Raw genomic sequence first — 21,935 nt, forward strand, 5'->3', positions numbered from 1 at the left:
TAGATTAATTTCAGTCCGCTGCGCGCGGTGCATCGAGCCGGAGTTTCTCTTCTCGCTCAGCGGCTTTGGCTCGCCAAGTTTGCGTCAGGGACATTTCAATTGCCATTAGCAACCATATAAACGCGTTTTTCACAGCGACCTCGGCTTGACTGGCGATTGGTCGTCCCTACCGCCTCCGAGAAGGAAAGGCAATTGACCAAAGATCTTATATTGCCGACAGTGAGAGAGACAAGTCATAGACCAAGGTGATATCCGCCGCATCCCGCAGCCCCTTATATGACGCATGCCGCAGCTTTCCGTCACGCGTCCAACCCCGATACTCGATCTCAGCAATCAGCTTCGGCTCGAGGAAGACCGCATTTCGCTTTCGCCCGGTGTCGACGGCCGGCTTGGCGATTTTCAGCTTGTCCATCTGCTGCCGGAGTTCACTCGCGGAGCGTTCGTTAAAGCCGGTTCCCACTCCCCCGACATAGACCAGCGCGCTCCCTTTGCGCGCGGCGAGCAGCAGCCGGCCGATGCTGCCGAACGATGCCGCCGACTTCTCATACCCGATGATCACAAAACCATCGCTCTGGATGCACTTGATCTTCAGCCAGTCGCCGAGGCGGCCGCTGCGATACGGGCTGTTGCGGTCTTTCGCGATGATGCCTTCCAGATCGTGTTCGCAGGCGATGCGCAGGAGCTTGTCCCCGTCCGCCTCGATCTCTTCTGACAATCGGATGGCTGCTTCGCCGCCGGCGGGCACCAGTCCCTCGAGGAGGTGGCGCCGCGAGGCCAGTTCGGTTCCGGTAAGGTCATGGCCGTCGAAATAGAGAAGGTCGAACGCCATCAGCACCGCTTCGCGAGAGGCATTTTTTCCACCCCGGCCGCCGAGCGACTGTTGAAGCCTGCCAAAGTCCGAGCGGCCCTGCTCGTCGAACACGACGGCCTCGCCGTCCAGTATCGCAGTGGAAACCGGAAGGCGTCTCGCCTCGGCAGCGATCGCCGGAAAGCGCTTGGTCCAGTCATGGCCGCCGCGGGTGATGACACGAACGCCTGATGGTTCGATGTGGACAGCCACCCGGTAGCCGTCCCATTTCACCTCGAAAGCCCACTGGGCGCCTTTCGGCGGCCGCGGCTTCAGCAGCGCCAGGCACGGATCGACGCGCGCCGGCATTGGGTCGAGGAGAAGGTTCGGCTGGGCGGGGTCACGCCGGCGGCGCGGCCGGCTGCGAAGCGGTGCATCGGCTTCACCGAGCAGCGGCTGGGGAGGCTTGCGAGGCGGCTTGATCATGCCGACACTTCAGCAGCAACAGCTTAAAAAGCAATTGACCCAGATTGATTATTAGGCCGACTGGGGCAATGTTCCAACACATGCCCACTCGATACCAACCTCTTTACAAATGGCGCGGTACCAAGATCGACGACCGCGACCAGCCGACGGATCTCGACTGGCTGGGCTATGACGAGGAAATAATCATCGGGAGGATTCGGATGGAGAGCGGCGGCCCGAAGAATGGCCAGTGGCAATGGAGCGGACTGGGCCCGCAGGTACGTCAAAGGCTGACGCCGCATCAAGGATTCGAAGCCGAACCGCGCGAAGCTATCCGAAAGGTCGAGGAATATTACCACAGGCTTATGCGACATAATGGCCTGCGCGGAAGCAAGGATGAGTGCTGAAGTGATCGTCAAGATCGATGAAGCCATACCGGTTTTTGACCTCTGCTGCGGCCTTGAGCCGCAAGCAGTGCACGGCCCAACCTCGATCATTTCCTGCACAGGCTGCGGAGAGAAAATCACCGTCGAAACGGCACCATTCTTTCGCAGCGCTGCCACGCAGCTGGAACATCAGACCTGGCGGGCGGCGGTCGCATGGAACGAGAAAAGGCGGCGCGTCGGTGGCGCCTAATTGATCTTCAGCCAGTGCCGGAGCGCTGCCACCGCGCCATCGCTCGCATAGGTGACGATCGCCCCCGTCGTGAGGCCCGCAAAGGCGATTAAACCCGAAATTCCATAGCCGATCGACTTCATCCGGCTCCACTCCGCGAGCGCGGGCACCACGGCCTCATGGTTGTTGTTGACGGTATCCTTTAGGGTCCTGACCTCCTCGCGCAGAGTTGCGTCCACGCCACTGCTGATCTCGACGACCTTATCCAGGAGATTGATCTGCCTCATCTGCTCATCGAGCCGCCGATGGATGACAGATCGGCTTTTGTGAGCATTTTCCTTCTCGTCATTCACCTCGTTGCGCAGGAGGCTGACATTCTCCTCTATGCCTGTCAGTCTGCCTTCGACGCGCCCGAGAGCGCGCAGGATATCGTCATTGGATGTCATCGATAGCTCGTCCTGCTGTGTAATTCGCGTCGTTCAACCGCCAGGCCCAAGCCGGCATTCGGACAGTAAAAATCCGCCCCGAGGAGAGGCCTTCGATGATGATTTTAGAGACTGCTAAGCCACTTACCCTTCCCCATAAATTGATGATCGGGCGGTGGGGCGACCTAAACAGCCCAGGCCTTAAGTGAGGATGCCAGGAATGTGCCCAGATCGGTGTACTGCAGTTCGTTCGGATGGTTGGCGTTGAACATCCAACCCAAGGCGTTCAAGGTCACCCAGTCTGTATATTTGTCATACTGGTCGATCATGGGCAGATCGTTTGTGGTGGCAAGGGTGCGAAGCGCCTGGCGGAACTGCTGCTGCACCGAATCCGCGATGATGTCCACGCGCGACGGGTTGCCGGTCATCAGCAATACATCGGCGCCTCCTGCCTTGGCGGCGTTGATGATCGACTGCATCTGCGTGGGGTATGTCGTGTTGTAGGATGACGGCGACAGCAGCGCGTTGTTGATCGTCAGGTCAATGAAGACAAGGTCAGCGTCGGCGCAGTGGTTCGTGACGGCATTCAGCGCTGACCAGGGGTTTGCCGTGCCGATCCAATCGGAAGTCTGCGACACGCAGTTGCCGAGGTTCCAGATGTCAATGGCCGGCGTCGTATCGTCCCATGCGCGAACGCCGATGACAAAGGCATTGCCCGACACCCGCTTGATGTTCAGCGTATGCAAGCCCTTCGCGCCGCAATCAATGATCGTCCGCCGGATAGAGCTCGCCCCAGACTGGTCAAGAACCGTTTCAGCGCCGCCGTCAACGTTGTAGGTGATTGAGCCGCCCGTGCTGATCGTCAACTCGATCAGCTCAAACTTCGTAATCTGGACGGTCGGCGCGTAGCTAAGAACGCTTGTGGTGTCAGTTGTGTTGGTGAACAGGACACCGCCGGCCGTCGTGGACGTCGACAAGATCCAGCCGGACGAGGCAGGGTTAAAGCCCGGCTTCACCGAATTGCGGTTTTCCGTAATCGTGACCGTGGTTGTGGTTATGCCAGAGCTTCCGACTTTATTTTCGTTGATTGCCGGGTTGCCAAGGCCGGTCAGCGCCGCCGCGAGTTTCGCCGGCCAGCCCTTCGGCATACAACCTACCCGGCCGTTGCCACCCGTGCCCGAGCCTTCGCCAAACGTCGTGCTGTCCCCGACGCAAACAAACTTGCCCCGGCCAGTCCCGCCGGCAACGCGCGCGAGCGCCGGTTTCGTTTTGCTGAACTGCGAGGTTTTGAAATTGAATTGGCCTGGCAGGGGCACAGGGCCGCCCCCACCCGCACTCACCTGTACATTGCCGATCCGCACCGACGAAAGCAGCTGCTCGCCGAGATAAAGTTTCGCGACATCCTTGTCGCCTATCTTGACCGGCATGGATCAGGCCCCCGGGATGACGTAGAGGATTGCCGGGTTCTTCGTCGCCAGCGCGTCGTATTGCGCCTGGCTGAGCATCACGACGGCCGCGAATACGGCGCCGGTACCGGCCATGCCGCTCGCATCGGCGCCGGCGATCGCACGCTCGAGGTCGAGGATGGTGGCGGAGCTTTCCCCGCCGGGATTTGCCTTCTTGAGCGCGAAGGCGGAAAGATCGGCCATGTCTGGATCTCCTCTGGCAATGGGGGATCGCTGCGCAGCCACCCGGCGGCGCAGGATCTCGTTCACTCGAAAGTTTCAGTTCGCCGCGTCGACCGCGGTTACGCACGCCGCACGCCGTGCCTCGCCGATGTTCCGGGCCGTGCGATCCTCAGACCAGTTGTCGAAGATCTCCTGCTGCGACATGTCCCGGTCTGGCTTCGGCGAAAGCGCCGGCGTTTCCTTCCGGCATTCCGGCGGCAGCACCGGCTTCACCACCTTGGTGATGACGAGGGGCGCCGGCCGGTCAGTCAGGGAGCATCCGGACACGATCGCGGGAAAGGCCAATAGCGCCACCATCAGGAAGGGCCGCATTTCGTTTCCTCAATTCCTCGAGCTGCTGGGAGGCGGCGTTGACGCGATCGCTCGCGTCCGCCTGGATCTGGATGACGGCGTTCGCCTGGTCGGCGATCTTCTTGTTCGCCTCGGCATTGGCCTTTTCGATCTTCGCCGTCCACTCGGCGTCGGAAAGCGCTTTGGCGGAGGATGCGGCGCCGTCGACCATGGAACGGATTTCGCGGATGGACAGGAAGACGAGGCCGGAGATGGCGAGCAGCAGAGCGAGAGCAGCCAAGCCGATCGAGATGGGTTTCGACAGGCCGAACATCAGATGCCGCTCACGCAGAGTTCGGCTTCGCCGATGCGTTGGGCATCGCCCATCTCACGCCGGCGCACCAGGCCTTGCACGACCTGACCGCCGGCTCGGTTCCATGCCGTCTGCCTCTCGCAAGCTTCCCGCCACCTTCCCTGCTTTGCCGCCTCCATGGCCTTGGAACGAACCATGCCGCCAACCCCGAAATTATAGGAACCGGAAAGCTGCGCCGCCTGCACGCTCACGGGGAAATGGACGTACTGCGGCACCTGCTTGGTCAGCGGCAGGTAATATTCGTTGAACAGATCCGCCTCGAGGAAGTCGTCGCATTCCTTTCGGCTGAACCTCATCCCCTTCTGGATCGGCTTTCCATTCAGCCTCGTCTTGCCGTAGCAGATGTCGTAGATCTTGGCGTAAGGGTCCCAATGGGCATCAAGCACAACGCCCTCCCAGGTGCTGATCAGCGCCTCTTTCGCCAGGATGACGGCCGGCGGGTGAATGGTCGGCGAGGTATCCTTAGTGCTCTGCCATCCGCCAGCTGCGGCAGCGATAAGAGCAGCCGCGATCGCAGTCTTCCCGCGTTTGGTCGCGACAATCTTATTGATCGGCATCGTCATTTTCCTTGAGTTTGCGCTGCTCCACGACCCGGCCAAACGGCGACAGCGCCAGGATGAGGATCAGCAGCCACCGAGGAAGATACCCGTCCAAAAAGGGAACGATGTACGGAAGGATACCGAGGAGGCCGGCGATGTAGACAGGCCAAAGGGCCAGCGACCACGTGAGTACGCGGCGCTTGTGCTTTACAAGGCGCATGGGGGGGGGTCCTGAGGGATTGGTAAGCGAGCCATCGTCGCTATCTGCGACGACGTTTTACCGCGGCTAGCTTATAAGAGGACGGAGTGATGAAATCATCGTTGGGACGGATCTCGTAGAGACGGCCGTTTTGGTAGGATGGACACCATCAGGGATGTCGGTCGTTGTCGCCCCTACCCATCCCGGCGCCAAATCGATGAGGGTGAGCTGGCTGTCGGCTGCGCAGATGTCTCGATAGTTCTGAGCGTATGCGGCCCAATTCACCCGATCAGAGACCGGATACAGGCCGCCGGCGACCGGCTGGTTCATGATCATCAGGCAGATTTTCACGTTCGGGTCATTGGCCCGAAGCTGCGATATCATGTTTAGATGGTTTGCCTGCGCTTGCGCGACCGAGATACTGCGCACGATATATGCATCATTCATGTTGTATTCTAGAACGACGATCTCCGGCCGCGTTCGCAGGGCGCGATAGAGGAACGTTAGTCCGATGGCGCTATCTGCCCCGTTCTCTCCGAAATTATAGATGCGCGCGGTCGACTGCTTGCCCTCACGCAATCCACGCTCGACCTGGCGCTGCCAGAGATTGTAGTAATCGCCTTGATAGGTCAGGCTGGTGCCGCAGGTGGCGATGCGAATTTCCTTACTCATCTTTTGCTCCTGCGATCCCAATAACCGACGGTTTGGACCGAGCTGTTCATGTTGCTCGCCGCATAGCCGACGACGCGGCCATTGACGTCTGTCATGACGATGCCACGATACCCCAGGGTGTCCGCGGCGGGCTTGACCCCCATGGTGTAAAAGCGACCCATGCTTGGATCTCCGCCATCGGGGTCCATAAGGCCAATTTCGCCGCCGCCGGTGTTGACCAGGATCAGCGCCTGAACTTCGCACTTGAAGCCGATCGGCGATTTCATGGTGATGACAGTGGAAGATGCACCAAGATTGCCGCTGTACTGATTCTCCATGACACCCCACGCACACCAGTCTTCTGTCTGTGTGTATGGGATGATGTTGGCGGAGCTATCGGTGAGAACACTCCACACGCGCCGGCTGGGCGCCAGCTCCCACCCTGCCGGATATGCCGGGTTCGTGAGCGACCCAGAGGCGAGAATATCGACGGCCCCGCTCGTCGGATTCTGCATCACATGAAGGTGGTACCATGTGCTGGCCGCGAGCGCGCCTTGGTCAAGTGCGCCATTGCCACTGCCGGCCGCCCAGTTTTGATCAAGGCGCTTCAGCATGCCCGCCGTTAACTTTATGTCGGCGTCGTCAAGTTGCGACCGACAAGACCCTGGCGCAATAACAATTCGTTTCGTCGGAACGGTCGGATCTCGCGACGTCTCGAGACCGACAAGATATTGCGGAGGCAGGCCGCTCTGCGTCATTGACGGCGGGATCTTCTGGACCATTGTTTATGCCTTTATTTCTTCAACAACGAGGGTTGCGGCAGACACGCCGCCCAAAAGGCGGCCAGCGGTTGAGCCGTTTAGACGAGCGGTCCCTGCCACAGCATCCGGCCCGACACGAACAGAGATTGTCACCGCGGTCGTGATGCCAGGAACGAAATCAACTTCGACACTCGACATAAACGCCTGATCTGCCGACACAACGGTAACGCCTACAGCGTTTCGGGCATCGGCCGCCGTTCCGTTGATGCTTGTTCCTGTGGCGAATATCGCGGCTATCACAGTGCCGGCCGCACTCCGCGAAACCTGCCCTCTAAAGCGACACCGGAGTTTATTGGTTGTCGATTTAGGCGTGATGGTAAGTGTGAGAATTTCCGTTCCCTCAGTGATTTGAGGTGCCGTGTCGTCTCTTGGGATAACCGTCGTTAGCGTGGCATTGGCGGCATACGAGGCACTGGCACTATCGACGACGGAGCCAGTGGGCATCTGCGCGTTCGTTATAGCGACGCCACTGGCCGCCGCCCCGATTTTCGTCCGGATTGCCGCCGCATCGGCGGCCGACATCTTCGCCGCCGTGACGGCGTCCGCGCCAAGTTTCACTGTGGTCACGGAGCCGTCGCTTGGGCTTCCTACATCCACCTTGTTGCCAAAACGAACGTCAATCTCGACGCCATTTGGTACTGGCGCGCCTGAAATTCTCAGATAGGGGTCGCCGCTGACGTGCTGGAGTGTATAGGCGGAAATCGGCTGCCACACCCCGCCGACGTTGACGAACATGTTGTTGGCGCTGCCCGGGTCAACAGAAAGCTCGAAATCGGTCGTGGCGCCATCGCCCGTGAAGCTGTTTTGCACGAAGTTGTTTTTTGCCAGGTCCGCCCAGTCTGCCGCTTCTGCCGCTGCAGCCTCCGCGCGATCGGCCGCATCTTCCGCAGCGGCGATGATGGCAGACGTCACCTGATCACTGACAAGGCGGAAGGTAGATCCCGAGATCACGCCGAGGAGTTGCATGCCGGCGATGAGCCCTCCGGCGAGCACGTCGTTTCCGCTGTTGGTCTTCACGGTCAACGAAGAGCCGCCATTGAAGGACACAGTCACCGGAGATCCCGTGTTCGCTTCGAAGACGCCAAGGATGATCAATGCCGACTGGCTGACGGGGATGCTGCTTGCCGCTTGGATCGCGTTCGGTGTCCCAGACCCCATGTCTGTCGCAACGATGAATGAATAGGGCAAGTCTGCGAGCCACGTCCACGAACCCGAGTTCGCCGCCCCATTCTTTCGGTAGATTCCGTTATAGGAAGCGGTCGGATCGCCGATAACCCACGCCATCGTATTAGGTGGCTGCGAGAGATCTCCGTACAGTGCCGCTCGCGTTGCATAGACCTTCCCACCGCTGGCGAGGAAAGCGTCGATCGAGCCCTCGACCCACGTGCCCCATTCACGAATTTGCTCCTTGTCCGGCTGAAGCGGATTGGACGAAGGGCCATCAGCCCAGATTTGCACGGCCTTCATCGGCATTGAAACGCTTCCTTCTCAAGTAACAGTAAAAGCACCCGTTGGCGTTCGCGTACCCTCGATGCCCGAAGCATTCACTGACGCGACCCAGGCATAATAGGTGCCGGCCGGCCGAGAGATTGTTCGGGAATAGGTTCCGTTGGGTGCGCCCGCCAAGGTCGGGCTGTTGAATGTCGCGGTCGCCGGGTTGTTGACCGCATTGTAATAGACGCGCCCAGCTGCATAGAGGCTGCTGTTTGGCGCGGTCCAGTTGATCGTCACTTCGCCGGGAACGCCGGTTATAACAGCGCCGATCGTGGGTGCCGGCGGAGCGGTCGGATTGACGGTCGAGAAGACTGCTTCCGTCGCCGACCAGTCGGAGTATTTGCCTTTTGCGGAAATGAACGCCGCCTGGACGTCAAGCCACTGGTCACCGGGCACGACATCCGTGGCACAGACGATGAATCCACCGGATGCGTCGACGTTGACGATCGTCTTCTCGACCCAGCCTCCGGGGCCGCCCCCGCCACCCGTATCCTGCACACGGTAGCGAACAGCAGGCGTCAGGCTGCTGTCGCCGGGGTCGACGATCGAAACGTTCAGATAGACAGATCCACCGGAAGCGACGGCTACCGCCGAATTGATGACCGGCGTCGGGATGTTCGCCGCGTTCGGCTTTGGCGGAGCGGACGGTTTCTGACCTTCCAGTGCGGTCGACCACTGGTCGATGTTGTCCGGGTGTTGCAACACCTCGAGGCTGAAGCCCCCGCGCATGAGGTCGAGAACCGCGCGGCGGTTTTCGATGATCTTGCCGTCGAGCCTCGGCAGCCGGTTCGGGGTCTCCAACCTGATCCAACGGCTGTAGACGGCATTGATGCCGGAAAGGCTGACATTCAGCGACCCCCTCACTTTTTGCAGGATACGCTGCCATTCGCGCCAGCCGAGGCGACGCGCCTGTCGCCAGTTCGTCACCCATTGATAGTTAGCGTCCTCCGCAAGAACCCGCCCCGCAAGAAGCTGCCGATCTTCATCCTCGAAAAAGTCAGTGTCCGAGGTGGAATAACCAACGTCGGGATAGTTGAATTTCGGGACGAGGCGGTTGATCTCTTCCTCGAAGAGAACGTCGTATTGGATGCGATGACCGACGATGTCGTCATCTGTTAGCGTAACGACACGGCTTTCACGGAACTTTCCGGACGTGAATAATAATGCCCCGTCGCCGCGCTCACAGAGCCAGCCGTCGCATGTCGCCAGGATCGCATTGGTCCCGACCTTCGGTTCTCTCTCCGTCGTGTCCCAGCCACTGCATTCGTATCGCTTTTCGACGCCGCCACCCGCGATCGTGACGAGCTCGTCACATACGTTCGCTTCCTCGATCCACATGTCGAGCACTGGCAGGATTGCTTTCCGATAGTCCCGCCGGTGGCCAAACTCGCTGAAGCACCAGTGCCAGGCGAGCTGCAACGCAGGATTCTTGGAAAAACCCCAGGTGCCCGGCAGGTCTGGATCTTGGGCCGGGTCGCGAAAATCCCAGACATGCGCTCCGCTCACTTCAACGGATAGCCGCGGGATGTTGAAGGGAAAAGCGGTGCTGAAGTCCTTTGCCTTCGGCGTGAAGGCCTTCATTGCAATCGACGCCTGGCCATCACCTCGATGATTGTTCGTCCATATTCCGGAGCTGGCGAATGCGTCTACTATTGGCGAATACGGCGTCTCCGGGTTTGCCCCGAGGCGTGACAAAAGCTGCACCAGATTGGAACCGTAACGGCCGCCTTCCAGCGCCTGCACGTAGCCGGACACGTCGAGCGTCACCTCGTCGTCATGCAGGTAGAAACGATTATAGGAGTGGACTGGGTGCCCCGCCATCGCCTGAACGGCGTAGAGAGCCGCGCCAAGTGCTTCCCAAAGCATATATGCGCCTGCCATGCGCGTCGTACCGATCACCCAGTGGCGCGGCGGAACCGACTGTGTCATCGGAGCCTTGCCGTCTTCGGGCTTCGGCGGCTTCGGCGCCATGGCCGCCTGGATACCGACGGTGATCGCCGTGGTAACCAGCGCCGTCGTCAGGCTGCCGAGGACACCAGCAGTCGTCGCTCCAGCCGATCGCCGTGAAAAAAGACGTGAAGAGCGGCGTAAAAATCGGATCGCGTCGCGCCAGTGGATAATGCGTCGTCGTGTTGCGAAGCCGCCCTTCCCAGATGTCTCGCTGGAAAGCCAATGCATAGTTCGCGCAATAGAAGCGTTCGTCGGAAATCACCGCGGCCACCTCCAGCAGGCCACGAGTTGCGCCTTGCGATGGGCAATTCCGCCGGGTCCGGCAGGACCTAGAACCGACCAGAGCGGGCCGAAGCAGAGCGCGGAGACATCGCGCTCGATCGGATCCTCGCCTTCGAAGTCGACCAGCGTGCGGATCACAGCCATGTCGCCGGTCGTCGGCTGCTGGACGCGTCGCCAGCCCTGATCAGTCAGGATTGGCCCTACGAGCAACGCAAGGCCGCCAGCCGCATCGATCAGAGCGTGAGCCCCTTCAGCACTGTTATAGGTGCCCCGGAAAGCTTCGGCCGGGTCGCGGCCGGTGAGCGCAAGCCCATAGCTGCCGCACCAGGTCGTGCAGTCTTCGCCGCCGACGCCACCCCAGCAGAACCGGACGCGCCTTTCGATATAATCCCTGATCAACATTACGCCCTAAAAGTTCGGCCACGCCGGCTGCACGCCGCGCGAATATCGGATTGTGTTGTTGCAGAAGTCGTCGGTCGCCGAGACGGCGTGCTGCTGGGCCGACGACCACAAGGCCCGAGATGGGCGGCTGCGCATGTTCTCTCCAGCGACAACGGAAAGCGAAAGCGAAAGCGTCGGCTGCTCGCGCCCGGAAACGACGGGCATGGACTCGGCCGTGCGGGCGGCAATCCCCTGCCAGAGCGGAATGATATCCGTCATCGGCTGATAGTAATCGTCGAGCGTCGTGATCCCGACGTGCACGAGCGCACCGCGCACCTCAGGGATGGAGTCGATCAGCCGGGAACCCGACGCTGGGTCGACGCCCGACATCGTAAATTCCACCGCATCCGAAGTGCCGTTCAGCAGGATTTCCAGCGACGGCAGACCGACGAGCCGGCCAGCGCCGAGATAGACAGTCCCGTCAGTATCGATGCTGTCGAAGCGGGCCGGGATGTCATGCACGCCGAACCAGATGTGCAATGACGGGTCCGTCGCCACTCGCATGAAGAGGCCCAGCAGCGCGCTCGATCGGAGCCGCTCCAACACCATCGACGGCACGTAGTTCACGTCATAAGCCATGTCAGAACGCCTCGTCGAATGTCAGCGTCGGCCGCATCAGCCAGAAACCCTCGACATCAGACAGGATCTTCGTGCCTAGAGAGAGTTTCGCGGCAAAGCGCGGCCGGGCGAATTCAACACGCGTTCCAGCCGATACGGCTTCACGCAACGCCGGACCGATGGCGAGTTGATAGTCCCTGTAGGCAAAGGCAGTCCCCTCGATGGTCTCGCTGCCTTCTCCGGATGTCGTGATGACGTCCCAATAGCGGTAGGCACGCCAACCCTTGGCGGTCGCGTGATAGATCGAAAACCAGTCCGACCACCGAAGGCGGCGCGAGGCACCGTAGACCCGCATCTGCAGCACGCCGGCGCCCTGAGGTGCCGCTTGCGTGATCGCGCCCCAGACCGTCGCCTGGCTATAGCCTGACGTATCCGAGAAATGGGAGCCGTCCGAATGCGGAATGCCGCCGATGATCGGCTGCGGCCAGCGCCCGAATGTCGGAAACGGCCCCTGCCAATCGGTCTTGAGCGGCACGTCGACGAAGCGGAACGAACCATTCAGCCGCGCCGCAAGCCAGGTGACATATTCATGCTCTTCGGGCGCCTGCACGAAACAGCCGCCATAGGTGGCGGTCAGGAAGCCGCCACCCGAGATTTCCATCGTTTTTTCCTGGCCATTGCCGTTCCGGCCGCCGCCGATCGCATTGCCGTCGACGTCGAACGCCATGCGCTGCGGCTTCAGGAAATCGATATCCAGAAGGGGAAGACTGAGGAAGCTCACGGTCAGGCCCTGCGCCAAGCATAATGCTGCTGCTGGGAGCCGAAGCCGGAGCGCTCCATCTCCTTGTTGTAGCTGTCCAACCCAGCGGCGACCCCCTGCTCGACAAGGGTGCGAACATGGTCATCTCCATTGGCGCCCTGAATGTTGACGTTCAGGGGAACCGGCCCGCGCTGGCTGCTTCCGCCGCGGTTTCCGTTCGCTGCCATCATGTTTTCCGTCCTGTGGTTCGGAACGACCTGGCTGCCGCGCGGCAGGTTCACCAGCTCGCGCCCGCGCTCGCCAACGATCGCGAGGCCGCCCGGCGCGAATTCCGTGCCGTCCGCAAAGAGACCGGTGATCTTGCCCGAGGCTGCAAGCGCAGCCTGGCCTCCAACCGGCTTGAAGCCGCCGAAGAGGCCGCTGAGGAAACCGAACAGGCCGCCTCCTCCGCCACCAGCCGAAGCTGTCGGGGCGGCCGGAAAGAACGAAGACGAGAGCGACTGGCCGATTTTGCCGATACCTCCGCCGAAAGTGTCGAGACCTTTCGTTGCGGCGCCGGCCGAGCTTGCGAGCTTGTTAACGGCATCAGCGGCACCGCCCATATTGCCGCCGGTACCGATGCCATCCCACTTCCCGACACCGACCTTGGCCGCGCCATACCAGGAGCTCCAGCCGCTTTTAGCCGCGTGGTCTAGCGCGAAATCCACTCCGGCAGGGCCGTTGGCAGCAAGCCTTGGGTCTAGACCTGTTTTTGCCATGAACTGGTTTCCCAGACCGCCATTCATATAGAGTTGGTAAGGCCCGAACGACTCTTCGCGCACGCCATTTTTCATGTAACTCGACTGAAGGTTCCAGCTGTTCAGACCACCTTCGGACCGCGCCACCTTCAGAGCGGTGTCCGGGTCGATGCCACGCTTGAGGGCCGCCTGCGCGATGTAGGAGCCGACGTCGCCGAGCGGACCGCGCGTTACCGGAACGACAGGTGCCTTGCCGATATTGTCGTTGGCCGCGCCGAGGACACTTCCAGCCAAACCCACGCCGGCGCCGGCGAGACCACTGGCGCCGCCCGCCGTTCCCGTGCCGCTGAACAGCTTGCTGAAAATGATATTGATCACCCGCTCGAAAGCCTGGTCGCCGGCCTTGGTTATGGCATTGAGGAACGAATTCAGCAGAGCTTTACCTGCAGCTTCGCCGACCTTGCCGCCGCTGCTGACCAGTTGCTGCCGAAAATCGGTGACGAAGCCGGTCACCGCCTGCTTCATCTCGGACGCCTGCTGGTTCTGCCGCATCTGCAGCGCAAGCGGCGAATTCAGGTCGACCGGCAGTCCGGCGCCGCGCTGCCGCGAGGCGATCTGCTGATCTCCGGACGAACGGAAGATCTGCTCACGCTCGAACGAAAGGTCAGCATTGAGGCGCACCTTGGCCGCTTCCGTCGCCGCTCTGGCATAGGCCTCCGAAAGCTTCTCGATCTCGGCACGCTGATCGGCGGTGACAGTCCTGCCCTTGTCCTGCGCCTGCTGGAGCAATTCGAGCTCCATCCGCATCTTCTGCGCCGCGATACCCGCCTCGCCCGCGGTCGCCGCCTCGAGCTTCATCTGCTCGATGCGATCGTTGGCGCTCTTGACCAGATCGCGATAAGCCTCCGCCGCCGATTTCCCGGCCTTCTCTTCGCCCGGCAGCCCTTCCAGTTCGACGTTTGGCCGCTGCAGGGGAACCGGCACACCGACCCGGGCGCCATCACCGTTGATCACGGTCGGGTTCTGGTTATCCAGCCGGCGCTGCGCCTCACGCTGGGCCGCCAGCACGCGGCGACGTGACTCCTCGTCGAGGACGCCGTTGACGACGGGCACTGCAGCCATGGCACGCCCTGCCGCCTCGTCGGCCGGCGAAGCCGCGGCGGCTCCGACCTTGCGCAACTCCTCGAGCGCCTTGCTGAGTTCGTTGATCTGGCCAATCTGGCCGGATGCCGCCGGCCCGACCAGCCCAAGGCCTTCGCGCAGCTTCTGCAGCGCGATATCGGTCAAGCTGAGGTTGGCGTTGAGTTCCTTCACCTTGTCCGAGAGCGGATTGGTGGCGAGGAGATCGCGGGTTTTCTGAATGCCTGTGATGCTGTCTGGCACTTGCGTGAAGCGACCGATGCGCGGATCCGAGAAGCCCTGTCGCTCAAGGTCCATATTCGTCGTCACCTGCTGGGCGATCGCGCTCTTAAGGCGAAGCGAGGCGATCTCCAGCTCGGACTGCGCAACGGCCCGCGCAGCCTCCTGCCGCTTCAGCTCCAGCTCCAGCAGCGCGCGCTTGGCCTCATATTCCCGCTCGGTGCCGGCAACGATCGCGGCCGACGCCGCACTTTGCGTGCGGGCAGTCGTGTTCAACGCCTGCGCATATTCGGACTGGAGCTTCTGCAGCTCGCCGAGCTGCGACTGAACGGCGCCCATCGGCGCGGCCTGCGCCGCCAGGGATTTCGTGGTCTCGTCGACAGCCAACCGGGCTTCGACCGTGTTGGCGGCAAACAGCTTGAAGGCACCATAGGCCAGGGCGCCGGCTGCCGCGAACGGAAGAACATAGCGGGTTGCCGCGGCTATGATCGCGCCGAGATCCTTGAGGAGGGCGTTGACGCCGCCATTGCCGCCATAGATGCCGACAATCTGCGATCCCTGCTGCAGGAGAACCGTGGTGAGCGGCATGCCACCGTAGAGCGACACACCGATATCCTGAACCTGCGCGCCAAGGTTCTGCCGCCGGAATTGCGCTTGGTTGTCGTTGGCGCCGCCGGGAGATGGCCTGTTCTGGTTAGCCGGCACCACCCTCGCCTGCTGCTCGAAGCGGGTGTTCGCCTCCTGCACCGCCTTGGAAAGCTCAAGCTGTCCACGTTCGGCGACCTTGGCCGCATCGGCCATCATCCCATATTTGCGATAGATGCCATCGAGGATGGCCGAAGCCTGCGTCATCTCGATCTTGCCGAGTTCGACGCCGCGTGTCAGCTGATTGACCGCCTGATTGAAGCGCTGCGTGGTCGCATAGCCGTCGACATACTGGCGAGATAGCTTCGCCAATACGTTGGTGGCGGCGCTGATCTTCTGGTCGTTTTCCGTGAAGCTGTCACCGAGGCCCTTGCCGGATTGCTTCATGCGGTCGTCGGCAGCAGCCTTCTGCTGGGCGCCAGCAGTGTATTTGCTCGCATCCATCTCTGCCGAGACGCGCAGCGTACGGATTTCGACATTAGCCAAGGGAAAGCCTCTTTGCGGATGGCAGCGCGGCCCTATCGCCGCGCTTCCTTGCTTTTGCGCTCGGCTTCGGCGGCCTCTGCGCGTTCTCGCTGGATCTTCAGCCACTCGCCGTCGATCGCGTTCATGAAGATGTGGAACCGCTTCAGCCGATCCCCTGCGATGCTGTGATCGCGGGCGTATTGGCTGAGGGCCGAATAGTAGATCGGCCCCTCGCCGCCCATCGCACCGTAGAACCGGTCATACTGCAGGGCATCGAAAGCCTCGAAATACATGGCATGCCAGGCCTGAGGCTCGAAGTTGCCATGCTCGGCAGACCGGCGGGGCCGCAGCCATTCCTTGTCCGGCTCTTGCTCGAACAGCTCTTCCAGCCATTCGAGCATCTCTGGCGAAGCCTTCGGCCCGCTTACGCGGCTGCGGAAGGCTTTCCGGAGTTTTTTGCTTCGGCCTCGACAAACTCGACATTCACCTCGGAGATCTTGCCGGCGCACCACTCTACCGCGGCGACAATGTTGCGGTATTCAGGATCACCGAGCACTTCCCTCGCCGCTTCCGGGGTATAGGCGACATCGAGGCCGCGCCAGCCGTGCAGCAGGTGCTCGGCGTAGAGCTTGCCCAGCTCCACCTTCATATCCAGCTTGGCGGGGGCAGCCTCGCCCGGCTTCGGCTTTGCCTGGCTGGCCTGCCGCGCGATGCGCATCAGCAGGTCGTCGCGCGCCGCTTGGTAGGCCGGCAGATGCAGTGAAGAGACGTTGAATTCCACACCCGGCCAATCCGGGAATGGGATCCAGTCACCATCGGCCTCGCGTTTCAGATCCGCCTTCAGCGAGGCGAGCTTCACAACAGACATAGGGACTCCATTCAGGGGGCTTCGGGAAAGGCGAGCGGCGGACGGCCCCGAATTCGTCCGCCGCCCATACCGCCGGCGCAGGGAGGAAGCGCCGGCGATCTCGGTTATGCAGGATCGCGCGTGATGGTGATCGAGCCGGCCGCCGTCGCGTCGAAATAGGACTGGAATGGGATATCGATCATCACCGCCTGGCCATTGCCGCCGACGACCGGGCCGCCGTCGAGGAATTTGGTCTTTGCGAGCGCGATCTCGTAAGAGTTGCCGAGTTCGTCGAGCAGCGTCGTGGAAATGCCGATATCGTCATGGTCGAGGATGGCGGTATAGGCGTCCATGTTCTCGAAGTATGTCGTCAGCGAGCCGGTCAGCTCGAAGCGGCCGAGACCGTGCGAATAGGGCTCATAGGCGCCGACAACATCGTTCTGATAGATGTTGTTGGTGATGTTGAGCGTCATCGCCTGCACCTTTGGTGCATTGGTGAGGCCGGTGAAGCTGAGGTCCGACACGTTGAGGCCGGCATTCAGTACCGGCGTCGTCGTCGCCGGCGTATAGGTCGCGCCGGTCAGAATGGCGCTTGTCGGCGTCGGCGAACGGATGCCCATGATGCCCCAGTTCGCCTGCACCGACTGACGCGCCCTGAGCGTCAGGGCCAAGGTATTCAGGCGGACCGCCTGGAAGCGCACGAAGGTATCGGTCGCGCCCTGCTCGTAGAAAAATTCAAGGGTTCCCGCCTGCTGCAGGATGCCGTTCTTCAGCACGTCGCTCGACCAGGTCGAGCAGAGCAGGCGCTGCAGCCATGTGTCGAAAGTGCCGTAGGAAAGGAACGTGTTGATCGTCCCCTGCACCGACCGGCCGACGTCGACGATCGACGCCACGTTGCGGTCGGCGCGGATCTCGTTCGGAATGTCTGTCTGCTTCGAGATGCGCACGTCGGACGAGACGTAACGCATGATCTGGAAAACAGGGCTTGCGGGCGTCGTGCCGATCGTTACTTCCGAGACATCGGCAAGGCGCACCTGACTGCCGTCAGCTACCGTCATTGAAGGCTCCATAGCGGATTTGCCACGTCATCAGACGTTGGCGGCGTGCTTGCCCAAGGCACGGGTAAGGCGACCGGCAAAGCCGGAATGTTAGGGGCTCAAATTCGTGTAGTCGCGCCGGTACCAGCCGATCGTCGCGGTGAAAGCCCAGTAGTTCGGGAAGTCTCGCCCGGGCTCGCCGGCGCCGAGCGACATGGTCGGCATGAACAGCGCCTCGCCGGTGACCGCGTCGACGACGATCGGCTGTTCGCGAAACAGGTTGGTCAAAGCCTTCGCCCAGCTGCGCGCCTGGCGGCTGCCGTCGCCCGACGCCGTCATGACGTGCAGATATGTCGCCCCGCGCTCCAGCCACTGATTTGCCTGCGGAGCGCCGAAAGTCTCCTGGTCGAGCACGTCGCCGACGATCTCGACATAGACGAACGGCAGGCCGGCATCGATCAGCCCCTGCGCGAACTCGTTTTCGAAGACGAGCCCTGTGGCCGTCCAGGCGTCGCGCAACCGCAGTTCGAACGCGTCATAGACTTCGACGGATGCCATCAGCTTAGACTCTGGTTGATTACGACGGCCGGATAAGTGATCGGCATGCCGCCCTGCCGGTCCTTCCGCCGCCCCTGGGCACGCTTGAGAACGTAAGGCATGCCGGCATGCACGCCGGCGCGGACATCCAGCCACTTCGTCTCAAACACGAAGGCCGCCGAATTGCGCCCCTCATTGCCGAAGCGTGACGCGAGCGCCCGCTTCGTCCCGTCGAAGATCGAATAGCGCTTGGCGCCGAGCAGCCCGTTTTCCGCCTTGCGGACATAGGGCTGGAAATTGGTGATGATGACCTCGGCATCGGGGCCGATGCTATCGTAGTCGATAACTTCGCGCTGGTTCGCCAGCACGATGAAGCTGCCGCGGAACCGTCCACTCTTGACCGGCGATCGGCGACGCAGCTCGTCGAGTGCGAAGGTGATGATCGGCTCCCAGAGCGAGAATTCATAAATGATCGGTCCCGGCGCCTGGACAGTCTCTTCAGGCGCACCCTGCCGGCCGTTCACATAGCGCTCATAGGTCCCGCTCGCCCGCCCGCCGGAGATCACCTCCCGCACGCTATCCTTGGCAAATTTGGCGAGCATGGCATTGATCGCCGCCGGCTCCAGATCCGCCGTCGCCAGCTTCAGCTCGCGATCGAAGAAATCGACCCCAGCCATCAGCCGGCCACCACCATGTCGGTCCGCACCCAGACATTCGCGACGAAGATCGGCTTGGATGCCCTCACCTGCCGTTGACGCCCCTGGATAAGGGCAAAATCCGTTTCCTTCGGTATGCGGGGATCGACGTCGCTGGTCACGCCGCCGGCATAGGCGCCGCCCGGCCACTGGGCTGCCAGGATCTGGGTCGGCGAGATGATCACAACAAGATCGCGCTGCGTGATCGTTCCGACGATCTCGTCGGCCGACACTGCTCGCACGGCTGCCCGGCACTTCACGTCGATATTGATGACGTTCGCGCCACTGCCGACGGTCCGGCGCAGCACGATATCCTCGCCGGCGCGGACAAGTGCATTATCCAACGCTAGGATTTCCGCCGTCACCGCGCCACCATCCGCAAATCGAGCGTGGTATTGCCGGCATAGGTGCCGACACTGCTCAACTGGGCGCGCATCTTCGGCCCGAGAAGTCCATCATTGACGCCCTCGACCGAGAGGGCCGCATAGGCCGCCGCAGCCTTGGCGCTGAGGCCGGAGAGGTTGGCATATTTGACTGCACTCGCAGCGGCGAAATCGAACCGCGCCACATCGAACCAGGTCGTGCCGCCGTCAAACGAGGTCTGAACGACGGCGGATATGCTTGTTCCCCCCGACCCCCACCGCAGCTGCGCGACAAGCGTGCAGGCGAGCATACCCTCGAGACTGTCGATGGCCTCGCCAGCAAAACTGGGGAGCGCCGTCGTGATCTGCCCTGCGAAAAGAGTATAGCTGTTCGGATTGTCCATCACTGCACCACCGGTTGACGATAGTTGTCGAGGATGTCGGCAACGTCGGGCGGCATGTTGCCGGCGTCGCTTCCGGTCGCGATCCAATAGCTGACATCGCGCACGCCTGGGATATTTTCCGACCGCAGGAACGGGTCGCGGCCGCGCGCCATATACCGCGCCTTGACCATGCGGATCGCCGCGTCCTGCACATCAGCGGGTATCGACGAATAGCCTGCGGTATAGGTGAACGAGAGCGGCCATGCCTGCCATTCCCTTGGATAGGCATTCGTATCGATGCGCGTGGCGATGCCCGTCTTCGCGTCGACGCGAAAATCGGTGCCTGACGTCAGAGCATCCCCATTCTCGGTCACAGTTACATCCCCTGACAGCGGCCAGCGAGAGAGTTGGATATCGGAAAGCGAGCCGGCGACCTGGAAGGCGTAGAATTCACGGTCCGGCCAGATCTCATCCTTCACCGTCTCCTGCACGAAGGTCCGGTTGCAATATTGCGCGATCGCCAGAGAGGCCCCCGCGAGATAACGCTTGAGCACTGCATCGTCGCCACCGCCGGTGAGGCCGAGCTCGGCCTTCACGTCCGACAGCGTGACGAGGTCCGCGCTACTGGCCGGAGTCAGCACGGTTGTGATGATACGAAAGCCCATGGTTCAGGCCGCCTGGTCCGTCGCGATGTCGACGTCCAGCCGCGTCGCGCCGGCATAAGTGCCGACCGAAACGACCTTGAGACGGAACTGCGAACCGAGAATTCCGTCGACGGCGGTGTTTGCAGCCAGAGATCCATCGGTCGGGACAGCAGCGGTTGTTTTCGCTGTCAGGGCAGAAAGATTGAAGATCTTCGTCGCAGCGCTGGTGGTGAAATTGAATTCGGCGATATCGATCCAGGTGGCGCCACCATCAAGCGAAGTCTGGACATAGGCGTCGACGGACGTGCCGCCCGAGCCATAGGCGAACTTCGCCTGGATAGCCAGGTTGCTGGGCGCGCCGTTGAACTTGGCGACATCGGATACCAGCGACGCAGCGGCTGCAATTTGACGGCCGAAGAGGTTCATGCCTGCGATCCCTTCGTTTTGTAGCCCTGCTTGCCGCCACCGGCACGCATCGAGCGATCTTCGTATTTCTCACCGGCCGGATTGAAGGGCCGAAGATCCTTGGCCTCGCCATTTTCCACCAGGCTGCGCGCCAGCTTGTCGTCGACATGGATGTCGTCGCCATCACGCCAGGGCCGCATGTCCTGCGTCAAAGTCACGGTTTTCACGAGAGCACCTCCTGCACGGAACCTCTGTAATTGAACGAACCGACATGCCCGAGCACGATCGACGGATCGACCCAAACCTCTTCACCGATGGCGCGCCATCGGTCGCAGAAGACGTAGTCCTCGCCTGTCTCGTCGCCGGGAACGCCAGGATGGCCCTGGCGGAAGAATTCGAAATAGAACGGCCTGATATCATCCGACCAATCGGACGGCGCCTTAAGCTGCCATTCCGGATGAGCATCGACCAATCGTTCGAAGACGATCTTGTTGATCAACATGAACGCGGCACCGAACCCGCCGACCTCGACGGCGCCCATGTCATCGGTCCGCAACGGATCCGCCATGTCGGGCGGAACGCGCATGCACCAGACGCGAGGATCGCTGTTGGGCTTTTGGACCCGTTGACGTCCGACGCCGCCAATCAGCGGCTTGTCGGAACCGAGCAGGCGCAGCACGGCGGTGGGCGACCACTCCATGTCGTCGTCGATGAAAATCATGTCCGTGTAGTCGGAAGCCAGAAAGTAGGCCACGAGCTCATTGCGCGCCTTGTGCACGATCGAGCTGCCGACGACGAACTGGAAAGTGCAGCGGATACCGTGATCACGCAGCGTCAGGACGGTCGAAAGCATGCTGGCAGTGTATTCCCAAGCCGGGTTGCGGGCGATGGGCGTACAGATCATGAGGGAGCGGGATTTCGCCCGCTCCATCCGCGCAGCGGCATCAGGATGCAAGTCTTCGGGGCTTTGCATCGTGAGACCTTAGTTCGGGAGGCGATCGAAGCCGCCGAAGAAGCCGGCGGCGCGGGCGACGGCTGTGTCAGTCTGTGTCGCCGAAAGATCCGTCGCGAAGTTGAAACGGACATAGCGGCGAGCACTGCCGAGGTCGATATTGGCCTGCAGCTGGCCTGCCAGTGCCGACGCAGCCGTCGAGCCCGTACCGACCACGGCGTAGGTTGCGGTGGCATAGTCCGACCAGTTGGTGCCGTCGACCGAATCCTGCACGGCGTAGCCGAAGGATACAGTCTTGCCCGTGGCAAGCGTCGCATCCCAGAGGACAGCAAATACGGCGGAGCCAGGCATTGAACTGCCGACAAAGCCCATACGGTCGATGGTGATACCGGTCGTGGTGGTGGAGTCGCCCGCGCCGGCGGCCGTGGCGGCAGCTGCTGCGGACAAGCGACGGAGAGAGCCAAGCTCCCCGATATTATGCTGCGTGACGATCGTCGAAGTCATTGAGGAAATTCCTTCTGGAATGGAGGGGTGGAACCCGGCGGGCCG

Annotated in this window: 30 protein-coding genes; 2 read left to right on the forward strand and 28 right to left on the reverse strand. The window is 61.6% G+C overall.

All coding sequences use genetic code 11. The features are described from left to right. Positions 1 to 205 precede the first annotated feature (205 nt). Positions 206 to 1,273 carry a non-homologous end-joining DNA ligase gene (gene ligD / locus AMK05_RS18130; RefSeq protein WP_064840523.1) on the reverse strand — a complete coding sequence of 356 codons (1,068 nt, stop codon included), beginning with the start codon at positions 1,271 to 1,273 and terminating at the stop codon, positions 206 to 208. Positions 1,274 to 1,341: 68 nt separating this feature from the next. On the opposite strand from ligD, the gene AMK05_RS18135 reads away from it, so the two are divergent. Both AMK05_RS18135 and AMK05_RS18140 read left to right on the forward strand, forming a co-directional pair. Then, the gene (locus AMK05_RS18135; RefSeq protein ID WP_237352135.1) at positions 1,342 to 1,659 is read left to right on the forward strand and encodes a hypothetical protein; all 318 of its coding nucleotides are present in this window, start codon (positions 1,342 to 1,344) and stop codon (positions 1,657 to 1,659) included. Position 1,660: 1 nt separating this feature from the next. Continuing rightward, on the forward strand, positions 1,661 to 1,888 hold the full coding sequence (locus AMK05_RS18140) for a hypothetical protein (protein ID WP_190237328.1): 228 nt from the start codon (positions 1,661 to 1,663) through the stop codon (positions 1,886 to 1,888). On the opposite strand, the gene AMK05_RS18145 is transcribed toward AMK05_RS18140, so the two are convergent. The 27 genes from AMK05_RS18145 to AMK05_RS18275 all read right to left on the reverse strand — a co-directional run bounded on the left by AMK05_RS18145 (position 1,885) and on the right by AMK05_RS18275 (position 21,890). Continuing rightward, entirely contained in the window at positions 1,885 to 2,313 is a 429-nt protein-coding gene (locus tag AMK05_RS18145; protein WP_064840526.1) for a hypothetical protein, read from the reverse strand. The two genes, AMK05_RS18140 and AMK05_RS18145, sit on opposite strands and share 4 nt — an antisense overlap. Before the next feature lie 164 nt (positions 2,314 to 2,477). Next, positions 2,478 to 3,719, reverse strand: coding sequence for an SGNH/GDSL hydrolase family protein (locus AMK05_RS18150; protein WP_064840527.1), 1,242 nt, complete (start codon positions 3,717 to 3,719; stop codon positions 2,478 to 2,480). A 3-nt stretch (positions 3,720 to 3,722) separates the two neighbouring features. Next, complete coding sequence (locus AMK05_RS18155) at positions 3,723 to 3,941, reverse strand: phage upper tail fiber protein (RefSeq protein WP_064840528.1); 219 nt, start codon at positions 3,939 to 3,941, stop codon at positions 3,723 to 3,725. Positions 3,942 to 4,016: 75 nt separating this feature from the next. Further along, positions 4,017 to 4,247, reverse strand: coding sequence for a hypothetical protein (locus tag AMK05_RS18160; RefSeq protein ID WP_190237329.1), 231 nt, complete (start codon positions 4,245 to 4,247; stop codon positions 4,017 to 4,019). Continuing rightward, positions 4,225 to 4,584: a hypothetical protein gene (locus tag AMK05_RS18165; RefSeq protein ID WP_082935687.1), complete on the reverse strand. Its 360-nt coding sequence runs from the start codon at positions 4,582 to 4,584 to the stop codon at positions 4,225 to 4,227. The genes AMK05_RS18160 and AMK05_RS18165 overlap by 23 nt, the downstream gene beginning before the upstream one ends. Continuing rightward, entirely contained in the window at positions 4,584 to 5,180 is a 597-nt protein-coding gene (locus AMK05_RS18170) for a lysozyme (protein WP_064840530.1), read from the reverse strand. The genes AMK05_RS18165 and AMK05_RS18170 overlap by 1 nt, the downstream gene beginning before the upstream one ends. After that, positions 5,167 to 5,382 carry a hypothetical protein gene (locus tag AMK05_RS18175; protein ID WP_064840531.1) on the reverse strand — a complete coding sequence of 72 codons (216 nt, stop codon included), beginning with the start codon at positions 5,380 to 5,382 and terminating at the stop codon, positions 5,167 to 5,169. The genes AMK05_RS18170 and AMK05_RS18175 overlap by 14 nt, the downstream gene beginning before the upstream one ends. Before the next feature lie 66 nt (positions 5,383 to 5,448). Next, positions 5,449 to 6,033: an SGNH/GDSL hydrolase family protein gene (locus AMK05_RS18180; protein WP_064840532.1), complete on the reverse strand. Its 585-nt coding sequence runs from the start codon at positions 6,031 to 6,033 to the stop codon at positions 5,449 to 5,451. Next, positions 6,030 to 6,794 (reverse strand): hypothetical protein, encoded by a 765-nt coding sequence (locus AMK05_RS18185; RefSeq protein WP_064840533.1) that lies wholly within the window; start codon positions 6,792 to 6,794, stop codon positions 6,030 to 6,032. The genes AMK05_RS18180 and AMK05_RS18185 overlap by 4 nt, the downstream gene beginning before the upstream one ends. Positions 6,795 to 6,797: 3 nt before the next feature. Next, complete coding sequence (locus AMK05_RS18190) at positions 6,798 to 8,306, reverse strand: hypothetical protein (RefSeq protein WP_064840534.1); 1,509 nt, start codon at positions 8,304 to 8,306, stop codon at positions 6,798 to 6,800. A gap of 15 nt (positions 8,307 to 8,321) precedes the next feature. Next, positions 8,322 to 10,505, reverse strand: a complete 2,184-nt coding sequence (locus AMK05_RS18195) for a hypothetical protein (protein ID WP_237352137.1) — start codon at positions 10,503 to 10,505, stop codon at positions 8,322 to 8,324. A gap of 30 nt (positions 10,506 to 10,535) precedes the next feature. Next, a complete protein-coding gene (locus AMK05_RS18200; RefSeq protein WP_064840535.1) occupies positions 10,536 to 10,961 on the reverse strand; it encodes a DUF6950 family protein in 426 nt (141 codons plus the stop codon). Between the two features lie 6 nt (positions 10,962 to 10,967). Further along, positions 10,968 to 11,579, reverse strand: coding sequence for a hypothetical protein (locus AMK05_RS18205; protein ID WP_064840536.1), 612 nt, complete (start codon positions 11,577 to 11,579; stop codon positions 10,968 to 10,970). Between the two features lies 1 nt (position 11,580). Next, positions 11,581 to 12,285, reverse strand: a complete 705-nt coding sequence (locus tag AMK05_RS18210) for a hypothetical protein (protein ID WP_064841434.1) — start codon at positions 12,283 to 12,285, stop codon at positions 11,581 to 11,583. A gap of 56 nt (positions 12,286 to 12,341) precedes the next feature. Next, on the reverse strand, positions 12,342 to 15,545 hold the full coding sequence (locus AMK05_RS18215) for a phage tail length tape measure family protein (protein ID WP_145924770.1): 3,204 nt from the start codon (positions 15,543 to 15,545) through the stop codon (positions 12,342 to 12,344). A 32-nt stretch (positions 15,546 to 15,577) separates the two neighbouring features. Continuing rightward, the gene (locus tag AMK05_RS18220) at positions 15,578 to 15,925 is read right to left on the reverse strand and encodes a phage tail assembly chaperone (protein ID WP_064840538.1); all 348 of its coding nucleotides are present in this window, start codon (positions 15,923 to 15,925) and stop codon (positions 15,578 to 15,580) included. Between the two features lie 23 nt (positions 15,926 to 15,948). Next, positions 15,949 to 16,392, reverse strand: a complete 444-nt coding sequence (locus AMK05_RS18225) for a hypothetical protein (protein WP_064840539.1) — start codon at positions 16,390 to 16,392, stop codon at positions 15,949 to 15,951. 104 nt (positions 16,393 to 16,496) lie between these two features. Beyond that, the gene (locus AMK05_RS18230) at positions 16,497 to 17,429 is read right to left on the reverse strand and encodes a phage tail tube protein (RefSeq protein ID WP_064841435.1); all 933 of its coding nucleotides are present in this window, start codon (positions 17,427 to 17,429) and stop codon (positions 16,497 to 16,499) included. A 90-nt stretch (positions 17,430 to 17,519) separates the two neighbouring features. Beyond that, on the reverse strand, positions 17,520 to 17,966 hold the full coding sequence (locus AMK05_RS18235; protein WP_064840540.1) for a hypothetical protein: 447 nt from the start codon (positions 17,964 to 17,966) through the stop codon (positions 17,520 to 17,522). Next, on the reverse strand, positions 17,966 to 18,622 hold the full coding sequence (locus AMK05_RS18240; RefSeq protein ID WP_064840541.1) for a hypothetical protein: 657 nt from the start codon (positions 18,620 to 18,622) through the stop codon (positions 17,966 to 17,968). Before AMK05_RS18240 ends, AMK05_RS18235 begins: the two co-directional genes overlap by 1 nt. Further along, a complete protein-coding gene (locus AMK05_RS18245) occupies positions 18,622 to 18,984 on the reverse strand; it encodes a hypothetical protein (RefSeq protein ID WP_064840542.1) in 363 nt (120 codons plus the stop codon). Before AMK05_RS18245 ends, AMK05_RS18240 begins: the two co-directional genes overlap by 1 nt. A gap of 17 nt (positions 18,985 to 19,001) precedes the next feature. Further along, positions 19,002 to 19,406 (reverse strand): hypothetical protein, encoded by a 405-nt coding sequence (locus AMK05_RS18250; protein ID WP_064840543.1) that lies wholly within the window; start codon positions 19,404 to 19,406, stop codon positions 19,002 to 19,004. Continuing rightward, complete coding sequence (locus AMK05_RS18255; protein WP_064840544.1) at positions 19,406 to 20,050, reverse strand: phage head-tail connector protein; 645 nt, start codon at positions 20,048 to 20,050, stop codon at positions 19,406 to 19,408. The genes AMK05_RS18250 and AMK05_RS18255 overlap by 1 nt, the downstream gene beginning before the upstream one ends. Before the next feature lie 3 nt (positions 20,051 to 20,053). Continuing rightward, a complete protein-coding gene (locus AMK05_RS18260) occupies positions 20,054 to 20,455 on the reverse strand; it encodes a hypothetical protein (RefSeq protein ID WP_064840545.1) in 402 nt (133 codons plus the stop codon). Continuing rightward, positions 20,452 to 20,661 carry a hypothetical protein gene (locus tag AMK05_RS18265; protein ID WP_064840546.1) on the reverse strand — a complete coding sequence of 70 codons (210 nt, stop codon included), beginning with the start codon at positions 20,659 to 20,661 and terminating at the stop codon, positions 20,452 to 20,454. The genes AMK05_RS18260 and AMK05_RS18265 overlap by 4 nt, the downstream gene beginning before the upstream one ends. Next, positions 20,658 to 21,365: a hypothetical protein gene (locus AMK05_RS18270; protein WP_064840547.1), complete on the reverse strand. Its 708-nt coding sequence runs from the start codon at positions 21,363 to 21,365 to the stop codon at positions 20,658 to 20,660. Before AMK05_RS18270 ends, AMK05_RS18265 begins: the two co-directional genes overlap by 4 nt. Before the next feature lie 51 nt (positions 21,366 to 21,416). Next, positions 21,417 to 21,890: a hypothetical protein gene (locus tag AMK05_RS18275; protein ID WP_082935688.1), complete on the reverse strand. Its 474-nt coding sequence runs from the start codon at positions 21,888 to 21,890 to the stop codon at positions 21,417 to 21,419. Between the last annotated feature and the right edge of the window lie 45 nt (positions 21,891 to 21,935).

The sequence above is a fragment of the Rhizobium sp. N324 genome (assembly GCF_001664485.1).
In the GTDB taxonomy this organism is placed as follows: Bacteria; Pseudomonadota; Alphaproteobacteria; order Rhizobiales; family Rhizobiaceae; genus Rhizobium.

What these genes read in the sequence shown, in the direction of transcription:
- ligD (WP_064840523.1), bottom strand. Translation starts at nt 1,273, where the DNA reads ATGATCAAGCCGCCTCGCAAGCCTCCCCAGCCGCTGCTCGGTGAAGCC.
- AMK05_RS18135 (WP_237352135.1), top strand. Translation starts at nt 1,342, where the DNA reads ATGTTCCAACACATGCCCACTCGATACCAACCTCTTTACAAATGGCGC.
- AMK05_RS18145 (WP_064840526.1), bottom strand. Translation starts at nt 2,313, where the DNA reads ATGACATCCAATGACGATATCCTGCGCGCTCTCGGGCGCGTCGAAGGC.
- AMK05_RS18150 (WP_064840527.1), bottom strand. Translation starts at nt 3,719, where the DNA reads ATGCCGGTCAAGATAGGCGACAAGGATGTCGCGAAACTTTATCTCGGC.
- AMK05_RS18155 (WP_064840528.1), bottom strand. Translation starts at nt 3,941, where the DNA reads ATGGCCGATCTTTCCGCCTTCGCGCTCAAGAAGGCAAATCCCGGCGGG.
- AMK05_RS18165 (WP_082935687.1), bottom strand. Translation starts at nt 4,584, where the DNA reads ATGTTCGGCCTGTCGAAACCCATCTCGATCGGCTTGGCTGCTCTCGCT.
- AMK05_RS18170 (WP_064840530.1), bottom strand. Translation starts at nt 5,180, where the DNA reads ATGCCGATCAATAAGATTGTCGCGACCAAACGCGGGAAGACTGCGATC.
- AMK05_RS18175 (WP_064840531.1), bottom strand. Translation starts at nt 5,382, where the DNA reads ATGCGCCTTGTAAAGCACAAGCGCCGCGTACTCACGTGGTCGCTGGCC.
- AMK05_RS18180 (WP_064840532.1), bottom strand. Translation starts at nt 6,033, where the DNA reads ATGAGTAAGGAAATTCGCATCGCCACCTGCGGCACCAGCCTGACCTAT.
- AMK05_RS18185 (WP_064840533.1), bottom strand. Translation starts at nt 6,794, where the DNA reads ATGGTCCAGAAGATCCCGCCGTCAATGACGCAGAGCGGCCTGCCTCCG.
- AMK05_RS18190 (WP_064840534.1), bottom strand. Translation starts at nt 8,306, where the DNA reads ATGCCGATGAAGGCCGTGCAAATCTGGGCTGATGGCCCTTCGTCCAAT.
- AMK05_RS18195 (WP_237352137.1), bottom strand. Translation starts at nt 10,505, where the DNA reads ATGCATTGGCTTTCCAGCGAGACATCTGGGAAGGGCGGCTTCGCAACA.
- AMK05_RS18200 (WP_064840535.1), bottom strand. Translation starts at nt 10,961, where the DNA reads ATGTTGATCAGGGATTATATCGAAAGGCGCGTCCGGTTCTGCTGGGGT.
- AMK05_RS18205 (WP_064840536.1), bottom strand. Translation starts at nt 11,579, where the DNA reads ATGGCTTATGACGTGAACTACGTGCCGTCGATGGTGTTGGAGCGGCTC.
- AMK05_RS18210 (WP_064841434.1), bottom strand. Translation starts at nt 12,285, where the DNA reads ATGGCGTTCGACGTCGACGGCAATGCGATCGGCGGCGGCCGGAACGGC.
- AMK05_RS18220 (WP_064840538.1), bottom strand. Translation starts at nt 15,925, where the DNA reads ATGCTCGAATGGCTGGAAGAGCTGTTCGAGCAAGAGCCGGACAAGGAA.
- AMK05_RS18225 (WP_064840539.1), bottom strand. Translation starts at nt 16,392, where the DNA reads ATGTCTGTTGTGAAGCTCGCCTCGCTGAAGGCGGATCTGAAACGCGAG.
- AMK05_RS18230 (WP_064841435.1), bottom strand. Translation starts at nt 17,429, where the DNA reads ATGACGGTAGCTGACGGCAGTCAGGTGCGCCTTGCCGATGTCTCGGAA.
- AMK05_RS18235 (WP_064840540.1), bottom strand. Translation starts at nt 17,966, where the DNA reads ATGGCATCCGTCGAAGTCTATGACGCGTTCGAACTGCGGTTGCGCGAC.
- AMK05_RS18240 (WP_064840541.1), bottom strand. Translation starts at nt 18,622, where the DNA reads ATGGCTGGGGTCGATTTCTTCGATCGCGAGCTGAAGCTGGCGACGGCG.
- AMK05_RS18250 (WP_064840543.1), bottom strand. Translation starts at nt 19,406, where the DNA reads ATGGACAATCCGAACAGCTATACTCTTTTCGCAGGGCAGATCACGACG.
- AMK05_RS18255 (WP_064840544.1), bottom strand. Translation starts at nt 20,050, where the DNA reads ATGGGCTTTCGTATCATCACAACCGTGCTGACTCCGGCCAGTAGCGCG.
- AMK05_RS18260 (WP_064840545.1), bottom strand. Translation starts at nt 20,455, where the DNA reads ATGAACCTCTTCGGCCGTCAAATTGCAGCCGCTGCGTCGCTGGTATCC.
- AMK05_RS18270 (WP_064840547.1), bottom strand. Translation starts at nt 21,365, where the DNA reads ATGGAGCGGGCGAAATCCCGCTCCCTCATGATCTGTACGCCCATCGCC.
- AMK05_RS18275 (WP_082935688.1), bottom strand. Translation starts at nt 21,890, where the DNA reads ATGACTTCGACGATCGTCACGCAGCATAATATCGGGGAGCTTGGCTCT.